Genomic DNA, 21,886 nt, shown 5'->3' with positions numbered 1-21,886 from the left:
TTTTTTTTATTAAAGATTAATTTTTTCAACTTTAAAACTTAAAGTTGTATTATTATTTTTATAAATACTTATTTGGAAGATAAGTTGCAATTTGAGGAAAAACCATAACCAAAATTAATGCTAAGAGCATTACCAGGAGAAACGGTGTAATAGATCTGTAAATATCAGATAAGGTTATTTCTTTTGGTGCCATAGCCCTCATAAGAAATAAATTATAGCCAAATGGAGGGGTCATATATGCAATCTGACATGTAATTGTGTAAAGAACACCATACCAGATTGGATCAAATCCTAATGAGATAATTAGAGGTACATAAAGTGGCGCCACTATAACTAACATCGCCGTATCATCTAAAAACATTCCCATAAATATGTACGAAAGTTGCATCATAATTAAAACTCCCCAAGGAGTTAAATGCCATCTTTCTATAAATAAAGTTTCAATTGCACGCGCAGCCCCAAGGCCATCAAATACTGCTCCAAAACATAGTGCAGCTAATATTATCCACATAAACATGCAAGAAACACCAAGAGTTTTTCTAAGTGTTGTATCAAGAACTTTTCGAGTAAATCTTTTTTTGTAGATAGATGCTAAAGTTGCAAGTAAAGCACCTACAGCAGAACACTCAACTAAACTTGCTATACCCATTAAGAATAATCCAGTCATGGACATAAATATTACAAATGGAATTATTCCAGCTGTTAAAAGTTTTAGTTTTTCTTTAAGTGGAATATCTCTTTCTTTTTTACTTAATACTGGACCTAATTCAGGTTGAAGACGACATCTTACATAAATATAAATTATAAATAAGGTAGCCATTAAAAGACCCGGTAAAAGTCCTGCAAGCCAAAGTTTACTTACTGGTTGACGTGCGATCATGCCATAAAGAACCATTACAACGCTTGGAGGTATTAAAATTCCTAGCGAACTTCCCGCTTGAACGACACCAGTAATCATTCGTTTATCATAATTTCGTTTTAACATTTCTGGGAGGGCGATAGTTGCCCCAATAGCCATACCTGCAACACTCAATCCATTCATAGCTGAAATTCCAACCATCATGAACATTGTACCAATTGCTAAACCCCCTTTTATTCCACCAAAAAATACATGGAACATTTTATATAAATCACTAGCAATACCTGACTCTGAAATCATAAAACCCATGTAAATAAAAAGTGGAAGTGTAAGCATCGGATACCATTTAAAAAGTTTCCATGTAGCCGTATATGGCATTTCGATAGCTCCATTTCCCCAAACCAACAATGCTGAAATAACAGCTACAAATCCAATTGCACCAAATACTCTTTGACCAGTGAACATCATTGCCAGCATTGTTATAAACATGAACAATGCAATAAATTCATAACTTAGATATTGAGCTAACATTATATTTTAATATTTTTAATTTTTGCGATGTCTTTAATCAGCATTGAGAAAGCTTGTAATAACATTAAAAGTATACCTAATAACATCAAAGATTTTATTGGCCAAAGATAAGGTGCCCATGCAGTAAAAAGCTTTTGTTTATATTCTAATGTATATTGTAAACTTGAAATAGAGCCATAAAGGAGAATTGCTAAAAAAAAAATTAGAAAAATACTGGTAAAAATATCCATTTTAGCTTTTCCCTTTGTTGATAACTTTCCATAGAATAAATCCATTCTAACATGATCATCTGTAATCATAGAATAACCACCACCGAGCAAATAATATGCAGTAAGAGTGAATTGAGCCATTTCTATAATCCACATTAAAGGATAATTGATAATGTTTCTCGTAATGAAAGATAATATTAAAAGAAACATCATAAAAAAAACACCGTACATTACAAATCTGCCAACTTTGGTACAAATGTTGTCTATTATATTTACATAAATTGAAAATATTTTTGGCATAAAGTTCTAATTTTTATTTTTTTTAATTTCTTCTTCACAAAATTTTTTAGCTTCTTTTAGATCTGTAATTTTTGATTTAGATAATTTTTGACTTCCAGCTAGGCAAGCATCGACAGCTCTTTTTAAATTATGATCACTAAAATTTAGAATAACCACCATTCCAAGCACTATAAAAACGAATATTAATATATTTTTTACCATTGAATTTCTAACTTCTTATTTTCACATATAGTGTTTAGCATACTAAACATTAATGGAAAATGTTTAGAATTAAGATCTTGTAAAATTTTTGGTCCGATTTCCAACGCAAGTTGTGCACCCTCTACTGTAATATTTTTCATAAATTTTTCTTTAGCTTCTTTATATAAATATCCTTCACCTAAATATTTTCCCATCAAACTATTTCTTCCTCCTATTGCACTTACATATAGATCACCTAAGCCAGCTAGACCATAAACTGTATCTGCTCTACCCCCATAAAAAGAAACAAATTCAACCATTTCAGAAATTGATCTATGAATTAATGAGGCCGATGTATTTAAATAATATTTAGATTGAATTTCTTTAGGTGCTTTTGAATTGCTTAATCCTTCAGATGCTCCAATTAACATTGAATAAATATTTTTAATTGCACCTGATAACTCAATGCCAGTTAAATCATCTGACACTTCTGTTGAATAATAATTTGTTGATATAATCTTTTTTAATTTTTCTGTTTCTTTAATATCTGGGTTTGCAATAACAGTTCCTGTTCTCATTTTATATGCGAGACCAGCTGCTAAGCATGGTCCTTTAATTGCTGAAACATTTATTTTGGTATGACCTTTTTCTCTTAAAAGCTTTTTAATTTTGTCTGAAAGTGTCATTAATTCGTTCTCTTCTATCGCTAAACCTTTTGTTAATAAAATAATTGGAAGATTTTTTTTATAGTTGTTTACTATTTGGTGAACAAACCATTCAATTCCTATAGAGCTTACTCCTGCAACAATTATATCTACTCCCTCATCAAGAATTGCTTTTAATTTCTCAAACTTTTCTACCTTTAATTTGGATGGTAATTCTATGTTTAAAGCAGGATGAAAGTTGTTGTTAGACTTGATATCTTTTATTAATTCATCTTCAAGATGTGTACCAACCAGCGTCACATCATTTTGGTTTTCAAGACATGGTACAGCAAAAGCTGAACCCATAGCTCCAGCACCAATAATAATAATTTTTTTCATTATACAGTATTTTTTTATATTAATTTTTAGCATTTTGTTGGTAAAGTACAGTTATAAATTTATTAGGGAGAGGTGATTTTATGACAAAAGTAGCAATTATTGGGGCTGGGCCTTGTGGTTTATCCGCTTTGAGATCTTTTGAACAAGCTGAAAAAAAAGGTGAAAAAATACCTGAAATAGTTTGTTTTGATAAACAAGAAGATTGGGGAGGGTTATGGAATTACAGTTGGAGAACAGGATCTGATCAATACGGTGATCCCGTGCCTAATAGCATGTATAGATATCTTTGGTCAAACGGTCCTAAAGAATGTCTAGAGTTTGCTGACTATTCTTTTGATGAGCACTTTGGAAAACCAATTCCATCTTTTCCACCTAGGGAAGTTTTGTATGATTATATTTTAGGTAGAATTAAAAAAGGGAATTCAAAAAATAAAGTAAAATTTAGTACCACAGTTACTAATGTTATTTATAACGGCAGTAATTTTAAAGTTACTTACCGTGATAAAAAAAATGCAACTTCTTCAACAGATATTTTTGATTATGTTGTTGTAGCTAATGGGCATTTTTCAGTTCCATTCATTCCAGAATATCCTGGCATGAAAGCTTTTCCTGGAAGAATAATGCACTCTCATGATTTTAGAGATGCAGAAGAATTTAGAGATAAAAATGTAGTTGTTTTGGGAAGTAGCTATTCTGCAGAGGATGTGGCTCTTCAATGCCACAAGTATGGAGCTAAAAGTGTAACAATAGCTTATAGACATAATCCAATGGGATTTAAATGGCCAAAAGGGATGAAAGAAGTTTTCCACTTAGATAGACTTGAGGGCAATAAAGCAATTTTCAAAGACGGTCATGTACAGGAAACAGATGCTGTAATTCTATGCACAGGTTATCTTCATCATTTCCCTTTTCTATCTGAAGACTTGAAATTAAAGACAGGAAATAGATTGTATCCACCAAAATTGTATAAAGGTGTGATTTGGCAAAATAATCACAAATTAATATATCTAGGTATGCAAGATCAATTTCATACTTTTAATATGTTTGATTGTCAGGCTTGGTTTGCAAGAGATGTTGTAATGGGAAAGATTAAAGTTCCAGATAGTTCGGAAATAGAAAAAGATATAAATAAATGGGTATCGATGGAAGAAAAATTAGAAAGTGCTGATCAAATGATAGATTTTCAGACTGAGTATACAAAAGAACTTCATACTTTATCTGATTATCCAAAAATTGATTTTGAATTAATTAGAAAAACTTTTAAAGAATGGGAACACCATAAAGTAGAAGATATTATGACATATAGAAATAAGTCTTTTTCTTCACCAGTGACTGGGTCGATTGGTCCAAAACATCATACGGCCTGGGAAGTTGCAATGGACGATTCTTTAAAAACATTTTTAGATCAGCCTAAAAAATAAGCCATAAGTTGTAATTGTGTATGATATTTGTAAAAAACCTTAAATCCGTCTCTGATCAAGAATGGACAACAACCGAAAAATATCCAGGTGTTAGGTGGAAGTTTTTAATTGATGCAGATTTTATGGACAGTTCCGGACTTTCACTTGGTTTTGCAGAGATTGCTCCAGGGGGTGACTTAACACTCCACTATCATTCACCTGCAGAAATATATGTAGTTACCAATGGTAAGGGAATACTAAACAAATCTGGTGAACTTGAAGAAATTAAGAAAGGTGATGTGGTTTATATAAAAGGAAACGCAGAACATGCTTTAAAAAATAACGGAAAAGAAACCTTGGAATTTTATTGGATTTTTCCAACAGATCGTTTTTCTGAAGTTGAGTATATTTCAACAAACTAAAATCTTAAGTATATTAGTTAAAAAAATTAACTAAAATATAGGATTATAATGAAGATTGGCTTTATAGGACTTGGAAATGTAGGTGGTAAACTTGCCCATAGTTTATTAAGAAACAAATTTGAATTAACTGTTAGAGATCTAGATAAAAACCTTACAAAAGATTTTAAAAATAAAGGTGCAAAAATTGCCACTACACCTAAAGAATTAGCACAACAAGTTGATTTAATAATAACATGTCTCCCTTCTCCAAAAATTTGTGCAGAAGTGATGGAAGGTAGTGAGGGTGTAATAAATGGACTTACTAAAAATAAAATATGGCTTGAAATGAGTACAACAGATGAGTCTGAAATAAAAAGATTAGGTAAGTTTGTAAGTGAAAAAGGAGCAATACCACTTGATGGCCCAGTTAGTGGAGGTTGTCATAGAGCTGCTACAGGAAATATTGCGATATTTGTTGGTGGTGAAAGAAATGCTTTTGAAAAGATATTACCCGCATTAACTATAATGGGTAGGAAAATTTTACATACTGGAGCACTTGGTTCAGCTACTGTTTTAAAAGTAATTACAAATTATTTAGCCTCTACTCATTTAGTTGCTCTTGGTGAAGCTTGGACTGTTGCTAAAAAATCTAATTTAGATTTATCAAAAGTTTATAAGGGTATAGCTGTTTCTTCTGGAAATTCATTTGTTCATGAAACTGAAAGCCAAGTAATTTTAAATGGCTCATATAATATTAATTTTACAATGGATCTTGTTCTTAAAGATACAGGTCTGTTTGATAATTTAGCGAAAAAATTGAATGCACCTTTGGAAATTTCTCCTTTGATTGTCAAAATATTTAAAGATGGGGAAAAAAAATATGGTTCAAGAGCTTGGTCTTCAATGATTGTTAAGAGAATGGAAGACTTAAACAATGTAGATTTTAGAGCAAATGGGTTTCCAGATGAGTTAATTGATAACGAACAGGAAGAAAAAGGATATGAAATATAATTATTATGCTAAAGTTCAATTATGCTAGATAAGAAGAAATTTTATATTAACGGTCAATGGGTTGAACCAAGCAAACCAAATGATTTTAAAGTAATCAATCCATGTAATGAAGATCCATGTGCAATCATTTCTTTGGGTTCAAAAGAAGATACGAATGTTGCAGTTAAATCTGCAAAAGATGCCTTTGAAACGTGGAAAGAAACTACTAAAGAAGATCGATTAAATTATCTAGAAAAATTACTTTCAGTTTATAAGAAAAGGTCTGGAGAAATGGCTAAAGCTATATCGTTAGAAATGGGTGCACCTATGGATTGGGCAACAGAAGTACAAACTGCCTCTGGCCAATTACATTTAGAAGATTTTATTCTAAGGCTTAAAGATTTTGAATTTGACGAACACTTTAATAAAAAATCAAATAACCATATTTGCTATGAACCAATTGGTGTTTGTGGACTGATTACTCCTTGGAATTGGCCTATTAACCAAATTGCTCTAAAAGTTATTCCAGCATTAGCAACTGGGTGCACAATGATTTTAAAACCTTCAGAAATTGCTCCTATTTCAGGAATGTTGTTTGCTGAAATGATTGATGAAGTTGGTTTTCCAAAAGGGGTTTTTAATTTAGTTAATGGTGATGGAGCTGGAGTTGGGACACATTTATCTGGTCATCCCGATGTTGATATGATTTCATTTACTGGGTCAACAAGAGCTGGAAGATTAATTTCTAAAAATGCAGCTGAAACAATCAAAAGAGTCTGTCTAGAGTTAGGAGGTAAAGGTGGAAACATTGTTTTTGCTGACTCTTACCCCAATGCAGTTAGAGATGGAATTAGGAACGTTATGAGTAATTCTGGACAATCATGTGATGCACCAACAAGAATGTTAGTTGAAAAGTCTATTTATCAAAGGGCTATTAAAGAGGCTGCAGAAGAAGCAAATCTAATAAAAGTAGATGAAGCCTCAAAAAAAGGAGATCATATTGGTCCTGTAGTTTCAAAAACACAATATGATAAAATTATCAATCTAATCAAAAGTGGTGTTGAAGAAGGAGCTACACTAGCAGCGGGTGGACCCGACCTACCAAATAATTTAAATAAAGGTTATTTTATTAAACCAACAATTTTTACAAATGTTACCAATGATATGGAGATAGCAAAAAAAGAAATTTTTGGCCCTGTTCTATCCATCATTCCTTTTGAGACAGAAGATGAAGCAATAGAAATTACTAATAATACTGAATATGGTTTAGGAAATTATTTACAAACTGAAGATAAAGAAAAAGCTCATAGAGTTGCAAAAAAACTTAAATCAGGTTGTGTGTATATAAATGGTAATGCTGCAGATCCAGGAACCCCTTTTGGTGGATTTAGACAATCAGGAAATGGACGAGAAGGTGGAGTATGGGGCCTTGAAGAATACCTTGAGGTTAAAACTGTTACTGGTTGGAAATAATTTATGATTGGATTTGTAATGATCGGAACTAACGATCTAAACAAAGCAATTAAGTTTTATGATATTTTACTTGATGCAATAGATTTAAAAAGAGTAATAACCAATGAAAAATACGCAGGATACTCATCCAAAAAAAATCCTAAAGAAATTGAATTTTATGTAACAAATCCAGTCGACAAAAAAAAAGCGACGTATGGAAACGGTACACAGATATCATTCGCAGTAAAATCAAAAGAAACAGTTGATAAATTTTATAATATAGGAATTAAGTTAGGTGGAAAAGATGAAGGAGCTCCAGGAATAAGATCTGGGGATTATTATTGCTACATTAGAGATCTTGATGAAAATAAAATTTGCTCGTTTGCTAAAATAGATAATTAATATGCACTTAATCCATAGAGGAATTGTAAATAAAAAATACAAAGAAAATCTTTTAAAATCATTTAAACAATCATTTAAAAAAGGGTATGGGATTGAAACAGATATTCATGTCACAAAAGATGGTGAATTTATTTGTTTCCATGATTTTACTTTAAAAAGAACTTTTAAAAAAAATCTAAGCATAAAAAATCTTAATTATTCAAAGATTAATGAGATTAGCACTAAGTTTAATAAGCCAATTCCACTCTTAAAAGACTTGTTGAAATGCTCAAAAAATAAGTACTCTCTTCATATTGAAATCAAACCAATCTTTTCAAAACCTCTTTTAAAAAAACTCTTGAAAGAAACATCAAAATTTACAAAAAGTGTATTCATTTCCTTTAAACACGAAAATATTTACAATCTACTTAAGATTAAAAAAAATACTAAAGTAGGATTATCTTTTTCACCACCAACAAGTATTAAGGAAATAACTGAGAAATCAAATAACAAGAATATTAATTGTCTAATATTAGATAAATCTTATTTAAAAAATAAGAATATCAAAAATTTAAAAATTGAAAAATATTATTATACAATCAAAACTAAATTAGAATTTAAAAAATATAATAAAAAAAATAACTTGATATTTGAAAATATATAAGATTATTTTTTTAAAAAACTTAACCTTCCTAAAATTTCATCTCTGTCCATATAATATCCTTGTAAATGACGATGACCAGAATTTGGATTAAAAGCTGTTCTTCCATGTAGGGTTCTTCTGTTATTAAATGAAAAAATATCTCCTGGTTCTAATCTAAAATTAATTTGGAACTTATCATCGTGCAAAAGATTTCCAAATTTATGATGTGCTTTGTAAACTTTGTCCATAATATCTGGATGGCAATCTAAAGTATCCATAGTTGCTACACTAAATCTTATATCATTATAATCTCCATCTTTAGTTAGCGAAATAGCTGTAGCATGAAAGTTTCTAATTGTTTCTTGGGTGTAGTCCTTATCTCTAAATTTAAGAGGTGTATTTATAAGTGTTTCGAAAATTTCTTTTTCATTTTTTCTTAAATAATCCGCCACTGCAAAACCATCTACTGCTGAAGAATTTCCACCTTCTGCAGAGTTTACCAAACAATGTAAAAATTGATATCCTGGTGGATTTTCAAACCAAGGTAAATCCATGTGATTTCTTAAAGCATGTGCAGTATAGGCAGAATTATTTGGTTTTGGGATATTTATAACTTCAAAAGGAGTATCAAAAAATGTTTGTCTTGTATGGCTAATTCTATTTAAAACAGGAAAAGCAGACTCTTTTTCTATTGGAGCATTTTTAACAATTGCAATCCCTTTATAATGTAAAAGCTCAAGCCACTTTAACAAACCTTCTTCACTATTCAAAATTTTATCATGATCTATAGTTATTGATTTTAAATTTTTCTCTAAAGAGCTATTCCATAATTGATATGGTGAAATAAATTTTTGTTTATTCTTTAATGTATAACAATTTTCTCTTAACCATTTTGGATCGAAGTAACTTGTGTGATTTCCCTCACTCCATTTTACTACTAGTTTACCCTCTTCATTTATTTTTGATTCCTCTACAGTTAAATCTTTTGAAACTTCAAGAATATTAAACATTCTGTGGTTAGAGTCTTTATCATGCGCTGTAGGACAATTATCTCTTAACCAAAAGTAGTTAAAATTACTTTTTTCTCCATCGCTCCATTCAATACTAAGATTAGATTTATTTTTTTCTATTTTTTTAATAACCATCGTTTCTAATGGTTATTTAATTTTTTGTACTTTTCAATGCACTTTATGGTTGTATTAAATGAATTGTTACTTGAATTTGCTCCTCATACATTATTAACTCTGTTCAATAAAACTTAACTTAAGGGAGAGAAAATATGAAGTTTTTAAGAAAATTAATTCTTTCAGCCTTCTTTGTATCAACATTATCGTTAGTAGGTACTAGTGCGAATGCTGCTTGTAAAGCAAGATTGGGAGATTTCGACTGGAGTAGTGCGAACATTCACACTGCAATTAGTGCATTTATTCTTGAAAAAGGATACGGATGTAAAGTAACTGTAACAAAAGGAAGTACAACACCTATTATGGCCGCTCACTACGATGGTCAATTAGATGTAATCACTGAAGTTTGGTATGACAATATTGTTGCTAACTACGAGCCACATGTTGCGGCTGGTACTATTAAAAATATTGGAGTTAATACACCAGATTCTCAGCAGGCTTTCTACGTGGACAAAACTACAGCTGATAAATACAATTTAAAATCTGTTGAAGACATGAAAGATCCTAAAATAGCAGCACTATTTAAAGATCCTGAAAACCCTTCAAAAGGTAGAATGACTAGCTGTATCTCAGGTTGGACTTGTTACACTGTAAACTTAGTTAAACAAAAAGAGTATGGATTAGATGCACTCTATACAAATTTTGATCCAGGTTCTGGGGGAGCATTAGATGCTGCTATCGCAGGTGCTTTCGCTAAAAAGAAACCTATCTTTACATACTATTGGGCACCTACTGGTTTAATGGGTAAAGTTGATTTGGTTAGATTAACTGAGCCTAAGTGGTCTAAAAAATGTTGGGATGACATGTCGGCTGTTGTTGAAAAAATCAAAGCAGAAGGACCAGAGGCATATACGAAATCTTGTGCAAGTGAGTACAGAGATATGGCATTAACTAAATCTGTATTGACTAAATGGGCTGCTGCTCATCCTGCAGAAACTAAGTTCTTGTCACAGTACTCAATTCCTACTGCTACTGTTAACAGAATGTTAGCCTTCTACGAAGATGAATCAGATGGTGATATGGAGTTAACTGCAAAAGAATACTTAAAAAACGAGTCAGCTTGGACAAAATGGGTTCCTGCTGATGTTGCTAAAAAAGTAAAAGCAGCACTTTAATTTTAAGATAAAATAATTTGAGAGAGCCCTTCGGGGCTCTTTCTTTAACGAAATTTAATCATATGTTCAAAGATAAAAAAAATTTATTTAACTTAAGTCTATTAGGAATTTTTATATGGTTATTAATTTCAAGTTACAATTCATCAAAAAGAAAACCTGAAACTGTAGGTGAATTAATTAAAGATTTTTCATGGTTAAGTGATTGGCCCAAATGGTTAGATTTACCCTTAATGCCATGGATTAATAAGATGTTCAAAGCACTTAATGAAAACTATGGTTTTATCTTTGAGGCAATAAATAATGTTTTACTTGCTATGTTAATGGGGCTGAAAAACTTTTTAGTTCAAGCTCCGTGGCCTTTAGTAATTATTGGCGTTGTAATACTTGCTTATTATGCGAGTGGTAAAAAAATCAAAACAACTGTTGCAGTTGGTTTTTGTACGTTTTTCATCGGGTTTTTACATCCTCGTTTCTGGGATAAGGCAATTGAAACAACTTCAATCATGTTAATTAGTATATTTTTATGTCTTATCATCGGTGTTCCAATAGGAATTTGGATGTCTAGAGCAAACAGAGTAAGAGAAAAAATTCTTCCTATACTAGATTTAATGCAAACAATTCCAGCCTTCGTGTATTTAATTCCAGGAATAATGTTATTTGGTCTTGGTGCTGTTCCGGCAATTATTGCAACATTTATCTATGCAGTACCTCCATTAGTGAGATTGACAGATCTTGGCATTAGACTGGTTGACACAGAAGTTACAGAAGCAGCAGATGCATTTGGAGCTAGCAAAAAACAGAAATTATGGGGGGTGCAAATTCCACTCGCACTACCTAATATAATGCAGGGAGTTAACCAATGTACAATGATGGCATTATCAATGGTTGTTATCGCATCAATGATTGGAACAAGAGGTTTAGGTGATGAAGTTCTTCTAGGTCTTCAACAATTAAATGTTGGTAGAGCCGCAGAAGCAGGAATAGCAATTGTATTATTGGCAATTGTGCTGGATAGAATTACCCAATCTTATGGCGAAACGCTCCAAGAAAGAAATTCTCCAACCAAGGAAGCAAAAAAATAATGTCAAAAATAGAAATTAAAAATATCTATAAAATTTTTGGCAATAAACCACAATCTATAATGCCCATGGTTAAAAATGGTGGGACAAAAGATGACATTCTAGAAGAAACTGGTCATACGGTAGGATTAGATAATGTTTCTTTAAATATAGAAGAAGGTGAAACTTTTGTTTGTATGGGTTTATCTGGTTCAGGAAAATCTACATTAATAAGACATATGAATAGACTAATTGATCCTACAGAAGGTGAGATTCATATAGATGGTACAAATATAATGAATTGTACGCCCGATCAATTAATTGATTGGAGAAGAAATCGTATTAGCATGGTTTTTCAAAGATTTGGTTTATTCCCACACAAAACTGTGATGCAAAATGTTGGCTACGGTCTAGAGATGCAAGGTAAATCAGAAGAAGATAGAGATAAAATTGCTATGGAAAAAATTGATGACGTTGGTCTTAATGGTTTTGAAAACCAGTTTCCAAATCAATTATCTGGTGGGATGCAACAACGTGTTGGTTTAGCAAGAGCTCTAGCAACAAACTCAGATATCATGTTAATGGATGAAGCATTTAGTGCATTAGATCCTTTAATTAGAAGTGATATGCAAAAACAATTGATAGATCTTCAATCAGAATTAAAAAAAACAATAATTTTCATAACTCATGATTTAGACGAGTCATTAAGGCTTGGAGATCATATTGGGATATTAAATGCTGGTAAATTAGTCCAAGTTGGAACACCCATAGATATAATAATGAAACCTGCAGATGATTATGTAAAAGCTTTTGTTAAAGATGTTAATAGAGCAAGAGTAATAAAAGCTAAAATTATTATGAAAAATGTAAATGAAGTTAACGGAATTGATAAATCAAATTTAATTAAGATTCAAGAAGATCAGTTTATTGAAGAATTTTTACCTCAAATAGTTTGCACAAGTGCTAACTGTGAAGTTGTTGATAAAAGTGGAAATATTAAGGGATATATAACTAATAAAGAACTTCAAGAATCTTTAACCAAGTCTTAATTAATGGTTAACCAATCATTAAAAAATAAAAAGATTATTATATCAGCTGGTGCTTCTGGGATTGGTTGGGCAACTGCAAAAATTTGTCTTGCTAGAGGTGCTTATGTTTATCTTTGTGATATAGACAGTAAATCTCTAGGTAAATTAAACAAACACCCTTTAAACAATAAAAAATTATTTTCTTATCTTTGCGATGCTTCAAATGAATATCAAGTCTCTGATTTTTTTGAAAAAGTTAAAAAAAAAACTAATAAAATTGATGCTTTAATTAATAACGTAGGCATTGCTGGACCTACAGGCTCTCTTGAAAAATTAAAATCAAAAGATTGGGAAAATACTTTGCATGTAGATGTTAATAGCCACTTTTATTTTACTAAAAAATCTATACCTCTAATTAAAAAATCTAAAAATGGCTCTATAGTTAATATTTCTTCAACGGCTGGAATACTAGGCTTTCCACTGCGTTCTCCATATGCAGCAAGTAAATGGGCAATCATTGGTGTTACAAAAACGTTAGCCATGGAACTTGGAAAATTTAATATAAGAGTAAACGCTATATGCCCAGGAACAATTAAGGGTGACAGAATGAAAAGAGTAATTAGAGATAAAGCAAAATTTACAAAAGTTTCTGCAAAAGCAATTGAAAAAGATTTTGTTTCAATGAGCTCAATGAAACAATGGATCTTAGAAGAAGATATTGGAAAAATGTGCTCTTTTTTAATTTCTGATGACTCAAGTAAAGTTTCGGGACAAGTAATCTCTGTAGATGGTCACACAGAAAGAAATGATTAATTTATCTTAATTTTTTTTCGTATTTCTTCCTAAGTTTTTGAAGCTCAACTAAATAATCGTCTCTAATATTTGAAATTTGAACAACTGATTTTCCTTTAGATTGTTTTTTAGTTCCTTCAACTAATCTATTAATTAGTTTATTTGATAATTTTGGAGCTTTTAATTTTGTCCATGGCAATTTTAGAGCTGGCCCAAATTGTTCTAACATATGCTTCATTCCAGATTTTCCTCCAGCTAAATGAAAAGTTAGAAAAGTTCCCATTAATGACCATCTTAAACCTGGTCCATCTTCAATTGCTCTATCTAAATCCTCTGTAGTTGCATGCCCTTCTTTAATAATATGTAGTCCCTCTCTCCATAAAGCTTCTTGTAATCTATCAGATAGATATCCTGGCAATTCATGTTTAACCATTATCGGGTTCATAGAAATTGATTTATAAAATTTTTTAGCTTTGTTTAAATATTTCTTTAAAGTTTTTTTTCCAGGTACAATCTCCACTGCAGGTAACAAATAAACAGGATTAAATGGATGTCCAATCATTGTTCTTTGGGGGTTTATACATTTTGAATAAATTTTTGTTGGTAGTAAACCTGAAGAGCTTGATGAAATAATTGCATTAGGTTTTGCATATTTTCCAATAGTACTCATCAACTTAGTTTTTAAAGCATAGTTTTCACTTGCACATTCTTGAATCAGATCTGCATCTCTTAAAGTTTCTTCGATAGAGGTAAAATATTTAAAATTTTTAAGATTAAGTTTTTTTTTATTAAAAAGTTTTTTTACATAAGGCCAAGTTCTTTTAATCTCAGCTATTAAATTTTTTTTTAATTTAATATCTTTGTCATAAGCATATACAATTTTGTTATGTGCTAAGCATCGAATAATCCAACCTGCTCCAATTACCCCAGTTCCAATCACTGCGACTTTATTAATCTTGGTAGGCATGGTTTTTATTTGTGTTTTGTGAGTTTTAGTTTTTCCCGTGTTTCTGCTGGTGTCATTGGCATGTAACCAATTTCATCAATAATTCTTATAGCTTTTTCAACTAATTGAGCATTAGTTGCAAGCTTACCTTTTGACAAATATAAATTATCCTCTAATCCAACCCTTGGATTTCCTCCCAATAAAACTGTTTGAGCAACGAAAGGCATTTCATTTTTTGAAATTGCAAACCCAGACCACACACCTTCTTTTGGCATAATGTCTAACATAGCTTGCATTGCTAAAGTAGTTGCTGGAGCACCCCATGGAATACCTAAGCACATTTGAAACATTGGTGGATCACTTAACAAACCTTCTTTATATAGTTGAGCTCCAAACCACATATTACCTAAATCAAAAGCTTCAATTTCTGGTTTAACACCAATTTCTTTTAATCTCTTTGCTGCCTTCCTTAAATCATTCGGTGTGTTTACTGTGATTGTTGAGCTATCACCAAAATTTAAAGTACCTGCATCAAGTGTACAAATCTCAGGAAGAAATTGTTCTGCATTAACAATTCTTTCCATTATATTTGCCATATCAGTCATTGGACCAAAATCTAAAGGGTTATCTCCTTGACCAATATCTAAGTCACCCCCCATACCTGTGGTTAAATTTATTATTATATCTGTTTCGCTTGAACGTACTCTATCAACTACCTCTTTATATAATTCTAATCTTCTGCTTGGAGTTCCATCTTCTTCTCTTACGTGAATATGTGCTATTGCAGCTCCGGCCTTTGCGGCTTCAATTGAAGCTGTTGCAATTTGTTCTGGAGTTTTTGGTAAATCTGGGTGTTTACTAGCAGTATCACCTGATCCAGTTACTGCACACGATATAAAAACTTTATTGCTCATAATTTATAATTTAAATATAGTTTAATTTATCAAAAATGGAAATAACAGAATTACAAAAAGATCTAGCAGCCACTTTTAGATGGACTGCAAGATTAAATATGCACGAAGGTGTTGCAAATCACTTTAGTGCGTGCATTCCTGGTTCTTCGACAGATTTTTATGTAAATAAAGCTGGTGTACATTTTAGCCAAATTAAAGCTAGTGATTTAATTTTAGTAACTAAAGAAAATATAAACGATTTAAAAAATAAACCTGAGTTAATTGACCCAACAGCAATAAATATTCATGGTACTATTCATCAAAAAGTTCCACATGCAAAATGTATTTTTCATGTACACTCAAAATACGCAACAGCCTTATCAACCCTTAAAAATCCGACCTTGCCACCCATTGATCAAAATACAATGATATTTTATAATAGAGTTTCGATCTTTAATGAATTTGGAGGATTGGGATTTGAAAATGAATCTATTAAAATGGCAACTGCTCTAGGCAATAAACAACATATGTTGCTAGCTAATCATGGAATTATCACTACGGGTCAGACAGTTGCAGAAGGTTTTAATTATTTATATTATTTTGAGAAAGCAGCAGAAACATATTTGACTGCTTTATCTACTAACCAAAAATTAAACATAGTAAGTAATGAGATAGCTGAAAAAACAGCTCAAGAAACAAATAATTATCCAATTGATTTAGCTAAGATGCATCTAGATCAAATAAAATTAATTTTAGATAAAGAAGAACCAGAATATAAAAATTAAATGTCTGTACATATAGCTAATCAAATTATTAAAAAAGAATGGACTGATTACAATAATCATATGAACATGGCTTATTATGTATTGGTGTTTGATCAAGTATGGGAAGTTATGCTTGAGAAATTTAAGATGGGTGAAAATTCTGCTAAAACAACGAATATGAGTACCATGGTGGTTGAGACTTACACAACCTATAATAACGAGGTTAAAGAAGGCGACGAAGTAGAAATCAATTTAACATTTTTCGATCATGATAAAAAAAGATTACATTATAAAATGGAAATGATTGAAAAATCATCGCAAAAATTGTCAGCAACTCTAGAAATGTTATCTTTATATATTGACTTAAATAAAAGAAAAGTGTCAGAATTTGAAAATGATAAATTAAAAGTAATGGACAATTTTATAAATCTTAACAAATCAAATTTTAATAATGATAATTTAGTAATTACTGGAAAATTAAAAAAATGATGGAGATTAAATTATTATCAGGAGCTTTAGGTGCTGAAATCAAGGGTATTGATTTGACTGATGTTTCAAACGAAAATTTTACAAAAATCAATAATTTACTTTTAGAACATAAAGTAATTTTTTTTAGAGATCAGCCTATTACTCAGGATCAGCAAGTAGCTCTTGCAGAGAAATTTGGGCCCTTAGAAACACATGCTTATGTGAAAGGATTAAATGATTATCCAGAGATTGTAAGAATTATAAAAGGAAAAGAAGAAAAAAATCAATGGGGAGAAAATTGGCATAGCGATGTAAGCTACAATTCAAAGCCAACTAAAGCTGTCATTCTTAAATCATTAAAAATACCCCCTGTTGGTGGTGATACATGTTTTTCTAATATGGAATTAGCATGGGAAACACTGGATCCTGAAATTCAAGAAAAGATAAAAGATAAAAAAGCAATTCATAGCTCATTAGGAGCAGAATTTTTCATTGATAACTACAAATACATGGAAGGAAATGAAAAAAGAAATTATGATTCTTATTCTAATGAACATCCAATTGTTAGAACCCATCCAGAATCGGGTAAAAAAATTTTATTTGTTAATTGGACTTATACAAAACAGATTATTGGTTTTGATAAAAATGAAAGTGACCAATTATTAAAAGAGATATTTGAACATCAAGCCAGACTAGATCTTACTTGTAGATTTAATTGGACTGAAAATGCAGTTGCTATCTGGGATAATAGAAGTGTCATTCATTACGCTATTGCAGATTTTTTTCCTGGCAGAGGCCTTGGGTATGAAAGAATAATGGATCGTATTGCAATTGAGGGTGATCAACCCCAATAAAATTAATATGAAATTTGATTATTTAATTATTGGAGCAGGATCAGCTGGGTGTGTTCTTGCCAATCGTTTAACAAGCAATGGGCATTATAACGTGGCTTTATTTGAAGCTGGAAAGCCAAGTGATATTTGGAAAGTAAACATGCCACTTGCAATTCTTTATACAATGCATGATCCAAAATATAATTACAAATATTATTCAGAGCCTGAACCTTATTTAAACAATAGAAAACTATTTTGCCCAAGAGGAAAAATGATTGGTGGATGTTCAGCTCATAATGGAATGGTTTATGTGAGAGGAAATCCTAATGATTATCAAAGATGGGCTTCGTTTGGTTTGAAAGATTGGTCTTATGAAAAAGTTTTGCCCTATTTTAAGAAAATAGAAACTTGGTCTGAAGGTGAAAATGATTATCGTGGTGGAAATGGAATTTTACCAGTAAACCAATCTAAAAATAAAAACCCTTTATTTAAAGCATTTGTCAAATCTGCAGGAGAGGCTGGGTACAAAGTTAATGAAGATATGAATGGTAAAGATCAAGAGGGTTTTGGAATGTATGATGTAACTATTCATAAAGGTGAAAGAGCTAGCGTTTCAAAATATTATTTAAATCCAGCTAAAAAAAGAAAAAATTTAAAGGTTTTTACTGATGCATTTGTTGAAAAAATTATTTTTGATGGAAAAAAAGCAATAGGCATTGAGGTAAAAATTAAAAACAAAATTGAAAAAATTTATGCAAATAAAGAAGTTATTTTAAGTGGAGGAGCTATAAACTCCCCCCAATTATTAATGCTTTCAGGTGTTGGGCCAAGTGAACACTTAAAAGAAAAAGGAATTAATATTATTCATAATCTTGAAGGTGTTGGTAAAAATTTACAAGATCATTTAGAAACTTACGTTCAGCAAGAATGTAAAACATCAGATACCTTATATTCATATGTAAATAAGCTGAATATGATGAGAATTGGTATTCAATGGTTTTTGTCTAGAACAGGACCTTGTGCCACTTCATTTTTAGAGGCTGGTGGTTTCTGTAAATCCTCTCAAGAAAGAGAATACCCAAATATACAGTTTCATTTTTTTCCAGCTTTTGTAATTGATCACGGATTAGTTGATCCTGATCGTCATGGCTATCAACTACATGCAAGTCCTAATCATCCAAAAAGTAGAGGTCACATTACTTTAAATAGTTCTAATCCTTATGATTATCCTAAAATTAAGTTTAATTATTTAGAACATGAAGATGATCTTAAACAAACAATTGAATGTATTCATGTTGCAAGAAAGATACTTGGTCAAAATTCTTTAAAACCTTTTGCTGGAAAAGAAACTGGACCTGGTGAACATGTGCAAACAGATGAATTATTTGAAGAATACATTAGATCTAAAGCTGAAACAGCTTACCATCCATCTTGCACTCTAAAAATGGGTACAGACAATAAGGCTGTAGTTGATGAAAAACTTAAAATTCATGGTCTTGAAAATATTAGAGTGGTAGATGCATCTGTAATGCCTGAAATCACAAGTGGAAATTTAAATGCTCCAACAATAATGATAGCTGAACGAGCATCGGATTTTATTCTTAGTTCATGATGCCTGCTCAAAATAACGCTAAAGGTATTCTTTTTATTTTATTTGGGATGGCATTTTTTTCTATTCAAGATGCTTTAATTAAATTCATCTATGAGGATTCAGCTTTATACGAATTATACTTCGGAAGAACTTTTGTGGCGTTAATTTTATTGGTTTCATATCTTAAATTTTCAAAAAAAAAAATTAATTTAAAAACGCATTACCTTTTTTTAACAATTGTCAGAGTTATATGTTTCTTTTTCGGATTTAGTTTTTTCTATATTTCACTGACATACATGTCTCTTGCAATGGCGAATGCACTTTTTTTTTCAAGCCCTTTTTTTGTTTCAATTTTGGCTACTATTTTCTTAAAAGAAAAAGTTGGTATTAGAAGATGGTCTGCAATTTTTGTTGGGTTTATAGGGGTGTATATTATTTTAAATCCAAACTTTAGTGATTTTGATTATATGAAATTAGCACCTGTTGCTTGTGCGCTATGTTATGCAGTGTCAATGACAATTACAAAAATAACTTCAGACAAAGATAATGTTTATACTCAGATGATACATTTATATTTGGGTGCAATTTTAATCAGTATATTATTTTTTATTTTTACAGGTAAAGGACAGTTTGATAATTTTAATGATCCAACATTTCAATTCATTTTTAGAGAATGGTTTACAAATCCATCACATGCCTGGCCTTTTATTGTTGTGATGGGATGTATTGGTGCATTTGCATTTTATTTTATTTTAAATGCATACAGTATTGCATCCCCCTCTGTTGTTTCTCTTTACGAATATTCTTTAATAATTTGGTCAATATTAACGGGGTATTTTTTATTTAATAATATTCCAACTCTAAGAACTTTTATAGGTGTTTCAATAATTATAGGAGCAGGGCTATATATTTACTTAAGGGAAAAAGCAAAAGACCAAATGATAGTTACTGATACACCAACAAGATAATGAGAAACTACATACCAACTATTAATATTTCCTCATTATTAAAAAATAACTTTAGTTCAATTTCTTCAAAAAAAACTATACAAAAAATTGAAGCTGCATGTGTTGATGTTGGTTTTTTTCAAATCATTGGACATGGGATCAGCAAAAAAAATATTGCTAATATTTCAAAAGTTGGAAATAATTTTTTTAATTCATCTATTAAGAATAAAATGAAATTAGCACCAAAGAAATGGAACCAATTAAATAAAAATGTTTATAGAGGTTATTTTCCAAATGATGTTAACGGAAAAGAAGGATTAGATATTGGAGATCCAAAAGTAACAAAAAAAGATGCATTAAAATTAAAAAATCAATACATAGAATACCTTGAACTTAATAAAGTTATAAATAAAAAATCAATCAATATATTGAGTGATTATTTCAATCAATTATTTATTTTAGGAGAGATTTTATTTAAAGGTGTCATTAAACTTTACAAAAAAGATGTTTCGAATTCAAAATTAGCTTTTTCTAGATTAAAAACTTTAAGCACTTTAAGATTTAATTGTTACTCAAATCAACAAAAACCAGTCGAAATATCTAAACAAGATGGAGCTGCTTTAGGATGCGAAACGCATGTTGATAGTGGGGTTTTTACAATTTTATATCAGGACAAAAAAGGAGGACTTCAAGTACAAAATAGAAAAACTAAAAAATGGCACAGTGTCCCTCATAACAAAAATGCCTTAATTGTAAATACAGGTATGGCTTTACAATTTCTAACTAAAGGAAAATTTAAAGCTACAAATCATAGAGTTCTTTGGAATAAAACTAAAAGAATGTCTATTCCTTTTTTCTTTGAGCCTTCTTATGATTTTAAGATGAATTATTCTTTTTTAAGTAAATCATTAAAAAATAAAGGTAATAATATTTTTTTTTATAAATTTTTAAATAAATCTCTAAAAAAATTTGTTGAATATCAAAGATAAAAAATAATTTTATATTAATATGGATCCTATTGTTTTTACTGCTGTTATTATCGCGTCAATGTTCCATGCTACATGGAATGGAATGGTTAAAAAACATTCAAATAAAGTTACAGCTCTTTCGGCTATTATTCTTGGACATGTCCCAATATCAATAATTGCTGTAATTTTTCTTCCCATGCCATCCTTTGATTCTTTGCCATATATAATTGTCAGTGCATTTATCCACCAAGGTTATAATTGGTTTTTATTAAAATCTTACAGCGTTGGTGATTTAACAAAAGTTTATCCTATTGCTAGAGGATTTGGTCCAATTATTGCAACAATAATATCTATTTTTTTTTTAGGATTAATAATAAGTAAAGCTTCAATATTATCAATAAGCCTTGTTTGTGCTGGCATATTAATCATCAGTCTTTTTGGTTATAAAACCATAAATAATTTAAGTATTATTAAATACTCCTTAATTACTGGCTTCTTTATAGGGCTATACACAGTTATTGATGGTTATGGTGCAAGAGTTAGTTTATCCGCAATAAGTTATATGAGCTGGGGATTTATACTAAGTGCAATGTTGTTTCCAATTCTCTTAAAAATTAATAAATATGATAATATTTTTAGAAACATTATTAATGACGGTAAAGCTATTTTTTGGATTGGTGGATCTATATCATATTTAGTCTATGGAGTTGTTATTTGGGGATTTACTAAAGCACCCATACCAATGGTTAGCGCCTTAAGAGAGAGCAGCATTGTATTTATAATATTTATTGGTATTTTTTTCCTAGATGAAAAAATTAATTTAGCTAAAATAATTTCTATTATATTAATTTTTTTAGGTGTTATAGGATTAAAAATATTTTAAAGAAAATTAATATTAGTGGATATCAAT

At 30.6% G+C, this 21,886-nt stretch carries 24 protein-coding genes; 17 read left to right on the top strand and 7 right to left on the bottom strand.

What is annotated here, in order from left to right; genetic code table 11:
* Positions 1–58 precede the first annotated feature (58 nt).
* Genes ABXT61_RS01705 through ABXT61_RS01690 form a run of 4 tightly spaced genes read right to left on the bottom strand, consistent with a single transcriptional unit; the run spans position 59 to position 3,122 of the window.
* Positions 59–1,390 carry a TRAP transporter large permease gene (locus tag ABXT61_RS01705; protein ID WP_415290019.1) on the bottom strand — a complete coding sequence of 444 codons (1,332 nt, stop codon included), beginning with the start codon at positions 1,388–1,390 and terminating at the stop codon, positions 59–61.
* Positions 1,390–1,899 (bottom strand): TRAP transporter small permease subunit, encoded by a 510-nt coding sequence (locus ABXT61_RS01700; RefSeq protein ID WP_415315591.1) that lies wholly within the window; start codon positions 1,897–1,899, stop codon positions 1,390–1,392. Before ABXT61_RS01700 ends, ABXT61_RS01705 begins: the two co-directional genes overlap by 1 nt.
* A 6-nt stretch (positions 1,900–1,905) precedes the next feature.
* On the bottom strand, positions 1,906–2,100 hold the full coding sequence (locus tag ABXT61_RS01695; RefSeq protein WP_415308916.1) for a hypothetical protein: 195 nt from the start codon (positions 2,098–2,100) through the stop codon (positions 1,906–1,908).
* Positions 2,094–3,122, bottom strand: a complete 1,029-nt coding sequence (locus ABXT61_RS01690) for a glycerol-3-phosphate dehydrogenase (RefSeq protein ID WP_415315590.1) — start codon at positions 3,120–3,122, stop codon at positions 2,094–2,096. The genes ABXT61_RS01695 and ABXT61_RS01690 overlap by 7 nt, the downstream gene beginning before the upstream one ends.
* A gap of 80 nt (positions 3,123–3,202) precedes the next feature.
* On the opposite strand from ABXT61_RS01690, the gene ABXT61_RS01685 reads away from it, so the two are divergent.
* The 6 genes from ABXT61_RS01685 to ABXT61_RS01660 are packed head-to-tail and all read left to right on the top strand — an operon-like array spanning position 3,203 to position 8,410.
* Positions 3,203–4,543, top strand: coding sequence for an NAD(P)-binding domain-containing protein (locus ABXT61_RS01685; RefSeq protein ID WP_415315589.1), 1,341 nt, complete (start codon positions 3,203–3,205; stop codon positions 4,541–4,543).
* Between the two features lie 20 nt (positions 4,544–4,563).
* Positions 4,564–4,944, top strand: coding sequence for a cupin domain-containing protein (locus ABXT61_RS01680; RefSeq protein ID WP_415315588.1), 381 nt, complete (start codon positions 4,564–4,566; stop codon positions 4,942–4,944).
* Between the two features lie 48 nt (positions 4,945–4,992).
* Positions 4,993–5,934, top strand: coding sequence for an NAD(P)-dependent oxidoreductase (locus tag ABXT61_RS01675; RefSeq protein ID WP_415315587.1), 942 nt, complete (start codon positions 4,993–4,995; stop codon positions 5,932–5,934).
* A 21-nt stretch (positions 5,935–5,955) separates the two neighbouring features.
* Positions 5,956–7,386 (top strand): aldehyde dehydrogenase family protein, encoded by a 1,431-nt coding sequence (locus tag ABXT61_RS01670; RefSeq protein ID WP_415315586.1) that lies wholly within the window; start codon positions 5,956–5,958, stop codon positions 7,384–7,386.
* 3 nt (positions 7,387–7,389) lie between these two features.
* A complete protein-coding gene (locus tag ABXT61_RS01665) occupies positions 7,390–7,767 on the top strand; it encodes a VOC family protein (protein WP_415315585.1) in 378 nt (125 codons plus the stop codon).
* A gap of 1 nt (position 7,768) precedes the next feature.
* Positions 7,769–8,410 (top strand): glycerophosphodiester phosphodiesterase family protein, encoded by a 642-nt coding sequence (locus ABXT61_RS01660; RefSeq protein WP_415315584.1) that lies wholly within the window; start codon positions 7,769–7,771, stop codon positions 8,408–8,410.
* Positions 8,411–8,412: 2 nt separating this feature from the next.
* On the opposite strand, the gene ABXT61_RS01655 is transcribed toward ABXT61_RS01660, so the two are convergent.
* A complete protein-coding gene (locus ABXT61_RS01655; RefSeq protein WP_415315583.1) occupies positions 8,413–9,534 on the bottom strand; it encodes a TauD/TfdA family dioxygenase in 1,122 nt (373 codons plus the stop codon).
* Positions 9,535–9,668: 134 nt separating this feature from the next.
* Here ABXT61_RS01655 and ABXT61_RS01650 point away from each other — a divergent pair, with 134 nt between their 5' ends.
* From ABXT61_RS01650 to ABXT61_RS01635, 4 genes are all read left to right on the top strand, one after another.
* A complete protein-coding gene (locus ABXT61_RS01650; protein WP_415315582.1) occupies positions 9,669–10,688 on the top strand; it encodes a glycine betaine ABC transporter substrate-binding protein in 1,020 nt (339 codons plus the stop codon).
* 62 nt (positions 10,689–10,750) lie between these two features.
* Complete coding sequence (locus tag ABXT61_RS01645) at positions 10,751–11,770, top strand: ABC transporter permease (RefSeq protein ID WP_415315581.1); 1,020 nt, start codon at positions 10,751–10,753, stop codon at positions 11,768–11,770.
* A complete protein-coding gene (locus ABXT61_RS01640; RefSeq protein WP_415315580.1) occupies positions 11,770–12,795 on the top strand; it encodes a quaternary amine ABC transporter ATP-binding protein in 1,026 nt (341 codons plus the stop codon). The genes ABXT61_RS01645 and ABXT61_RS01640 overlap by 1 nt, the downstream gene beginning before the upstream one ends.
* A 3-nt stretch (positions 12,796–12,798) precedes the next feature.
* On the top strand, positions 12,799–13,587 hold the full coding sequence (locus ABXT61_RS01635; protein ID WP_415315579.1) for an SDR family oxidoreductase: 789 nt from the start codon (positions 12,799–12,801) through the stop codon (positions 13,585–13,587).
* 1 nt (position 13,588) lies between these two features.
* Here ABXT61_RS01635 and ABXT61_RS01630 read toward each other — a convergent pair whose 3' ends face one another.
* Both ABXT61_RS01630 and ABXT61_RS01625 read right to left on the bottom strand, forming a co-directional pair.
* Positions 13,589–14,533, bottom strand: coding sequence for a 3-hydroxyacyl-CoA dehydrogenase NAD-binding domain-containing protein (locus ABXT61_RS01630; RefSeq protein WP_415315578.1), 945 nt, complete (start codon positions 14,531–14,533; stop codon positions 13,589–13,591).
* 5 nt (positions 14,534–14,538) lie between these two features.
* Positions 14,539–15,426 carry a 3-keto-5-aminohexanoate cleavage protein gene (locus ABXT61_RS01625; RefSeq protein WP_415315577.1) on the bottom strand — a complete coding sequence of 296 codons (888 nt, stop codon included), beginning with the start codon at positions 15,424–15,426 and terminating at the stop codon, positions 14,539–14,541.
* A gap of 35 nt (positions 15,427–15,461) precedes the next feature.
* Between ABXT61_RS01625 and ABXT61_RS01620 the strand changes: the two genes are divergently transcribed.
* The 7 genes from ABXT61_RS01620 to ABXT61_RS01590 are packed head-to-tail and all read left to right on the top strand — an operon-like array spanning position 15,462 to position 21,859.
* Entirely contained in the window at positions 15,462–16,190 is a 729-nt protein-coding gene (locus tag ABXT61_RS01620; RefSeq protein WP_415315576.1) for a class II aldolase/adducin family protein, read from the top strand.
* Entirely contained in the window at positions 16,191–16,658 is a 468-nt protein-coding gene (locus ABXT61_RS01615) for a thioesterase family protein (protein ID WP_415315575.1), read from the top strand.
* Positions 16,655–17,491: a TauD/TfdA dioxygenase family protein gene (locus ABXT61_RS01610; protein WP_415315574.1), complete on the top strand. Its 837-nt coding sequence runs from the start codon at positions 16,655–16,657 to the stop codon at positions 17,489–17,491. Before ABXT61_RS01615 ends, ABXT61_RS01610 begins: the two co-directional genes overlap by 4 nt.
* 7 nt (positions 17,492–17,498) lie before the next feature.
* A complete protein-coding gene (locus ABXT61_RS01605) occupies positions 17,499–19,082 on the top strand; it encodes a choline dehydrogenase (protein ID WP_415315573.1) in 1,584 nt (527 codons plus the stop codon).
* Positions 19,079–20,029: a DMT family transporter gene (locus tag ABXT61_RS01600; protein ID WP_415315572.1), complete on the top strand. Its 951-nt coding sequence runs from the start codon at positions 19,079–19,081 to the stop codon at positions 20,027–20,029. Before ABXT61_RS01605 ends, ABXT61_RS01600 begins: the two co-directional genes overlap by 4 nt.
* On the top strand, positions 20,029–20,997 hold the full coding sequence (locus ABXT61_RS01595; protein WP_415315571.1) for a 2OG-Fe(II) oxygenase family protein: 969 nt from the start codon (positions 20,029–20,031) through the stop codon (positions 20,995–20,997). Before ABXT61_RS01600 ends, ABXT61_RS01595 begins: the two co-directional genes overlap by 1 nt.
* A 19-nt stretch (positions 20,998–21,016) precedes the next feature.
* Positions 21,017–21,859, top strand: coding sequence for an EamA family transporter (locus ABXT61_RS01590; protein ID WP_415315570.1), 843 nt, complete (start codon positions 21,017–21,019; stop codon positions 21,857–21,859).
* Positions 21,860–21,886 lie beyond the last annotated feature (27 nt).

Origin of the sequence: Candidatus Pelagibacter sp. Uisw_137 (assembly GCF_047720245.1) — a bacterium.
GTDB lineage: Bacteria > Pseudomonadota > Alphaproteobacteria > Pelagibacterales > Pelagibacteraceae > Pelagibacter.
The sequence above is the reverse complement of the archived record's forward strand: the minus strand, read 5'-3'. Positions and strand labels throughout refer to the sequence as shown.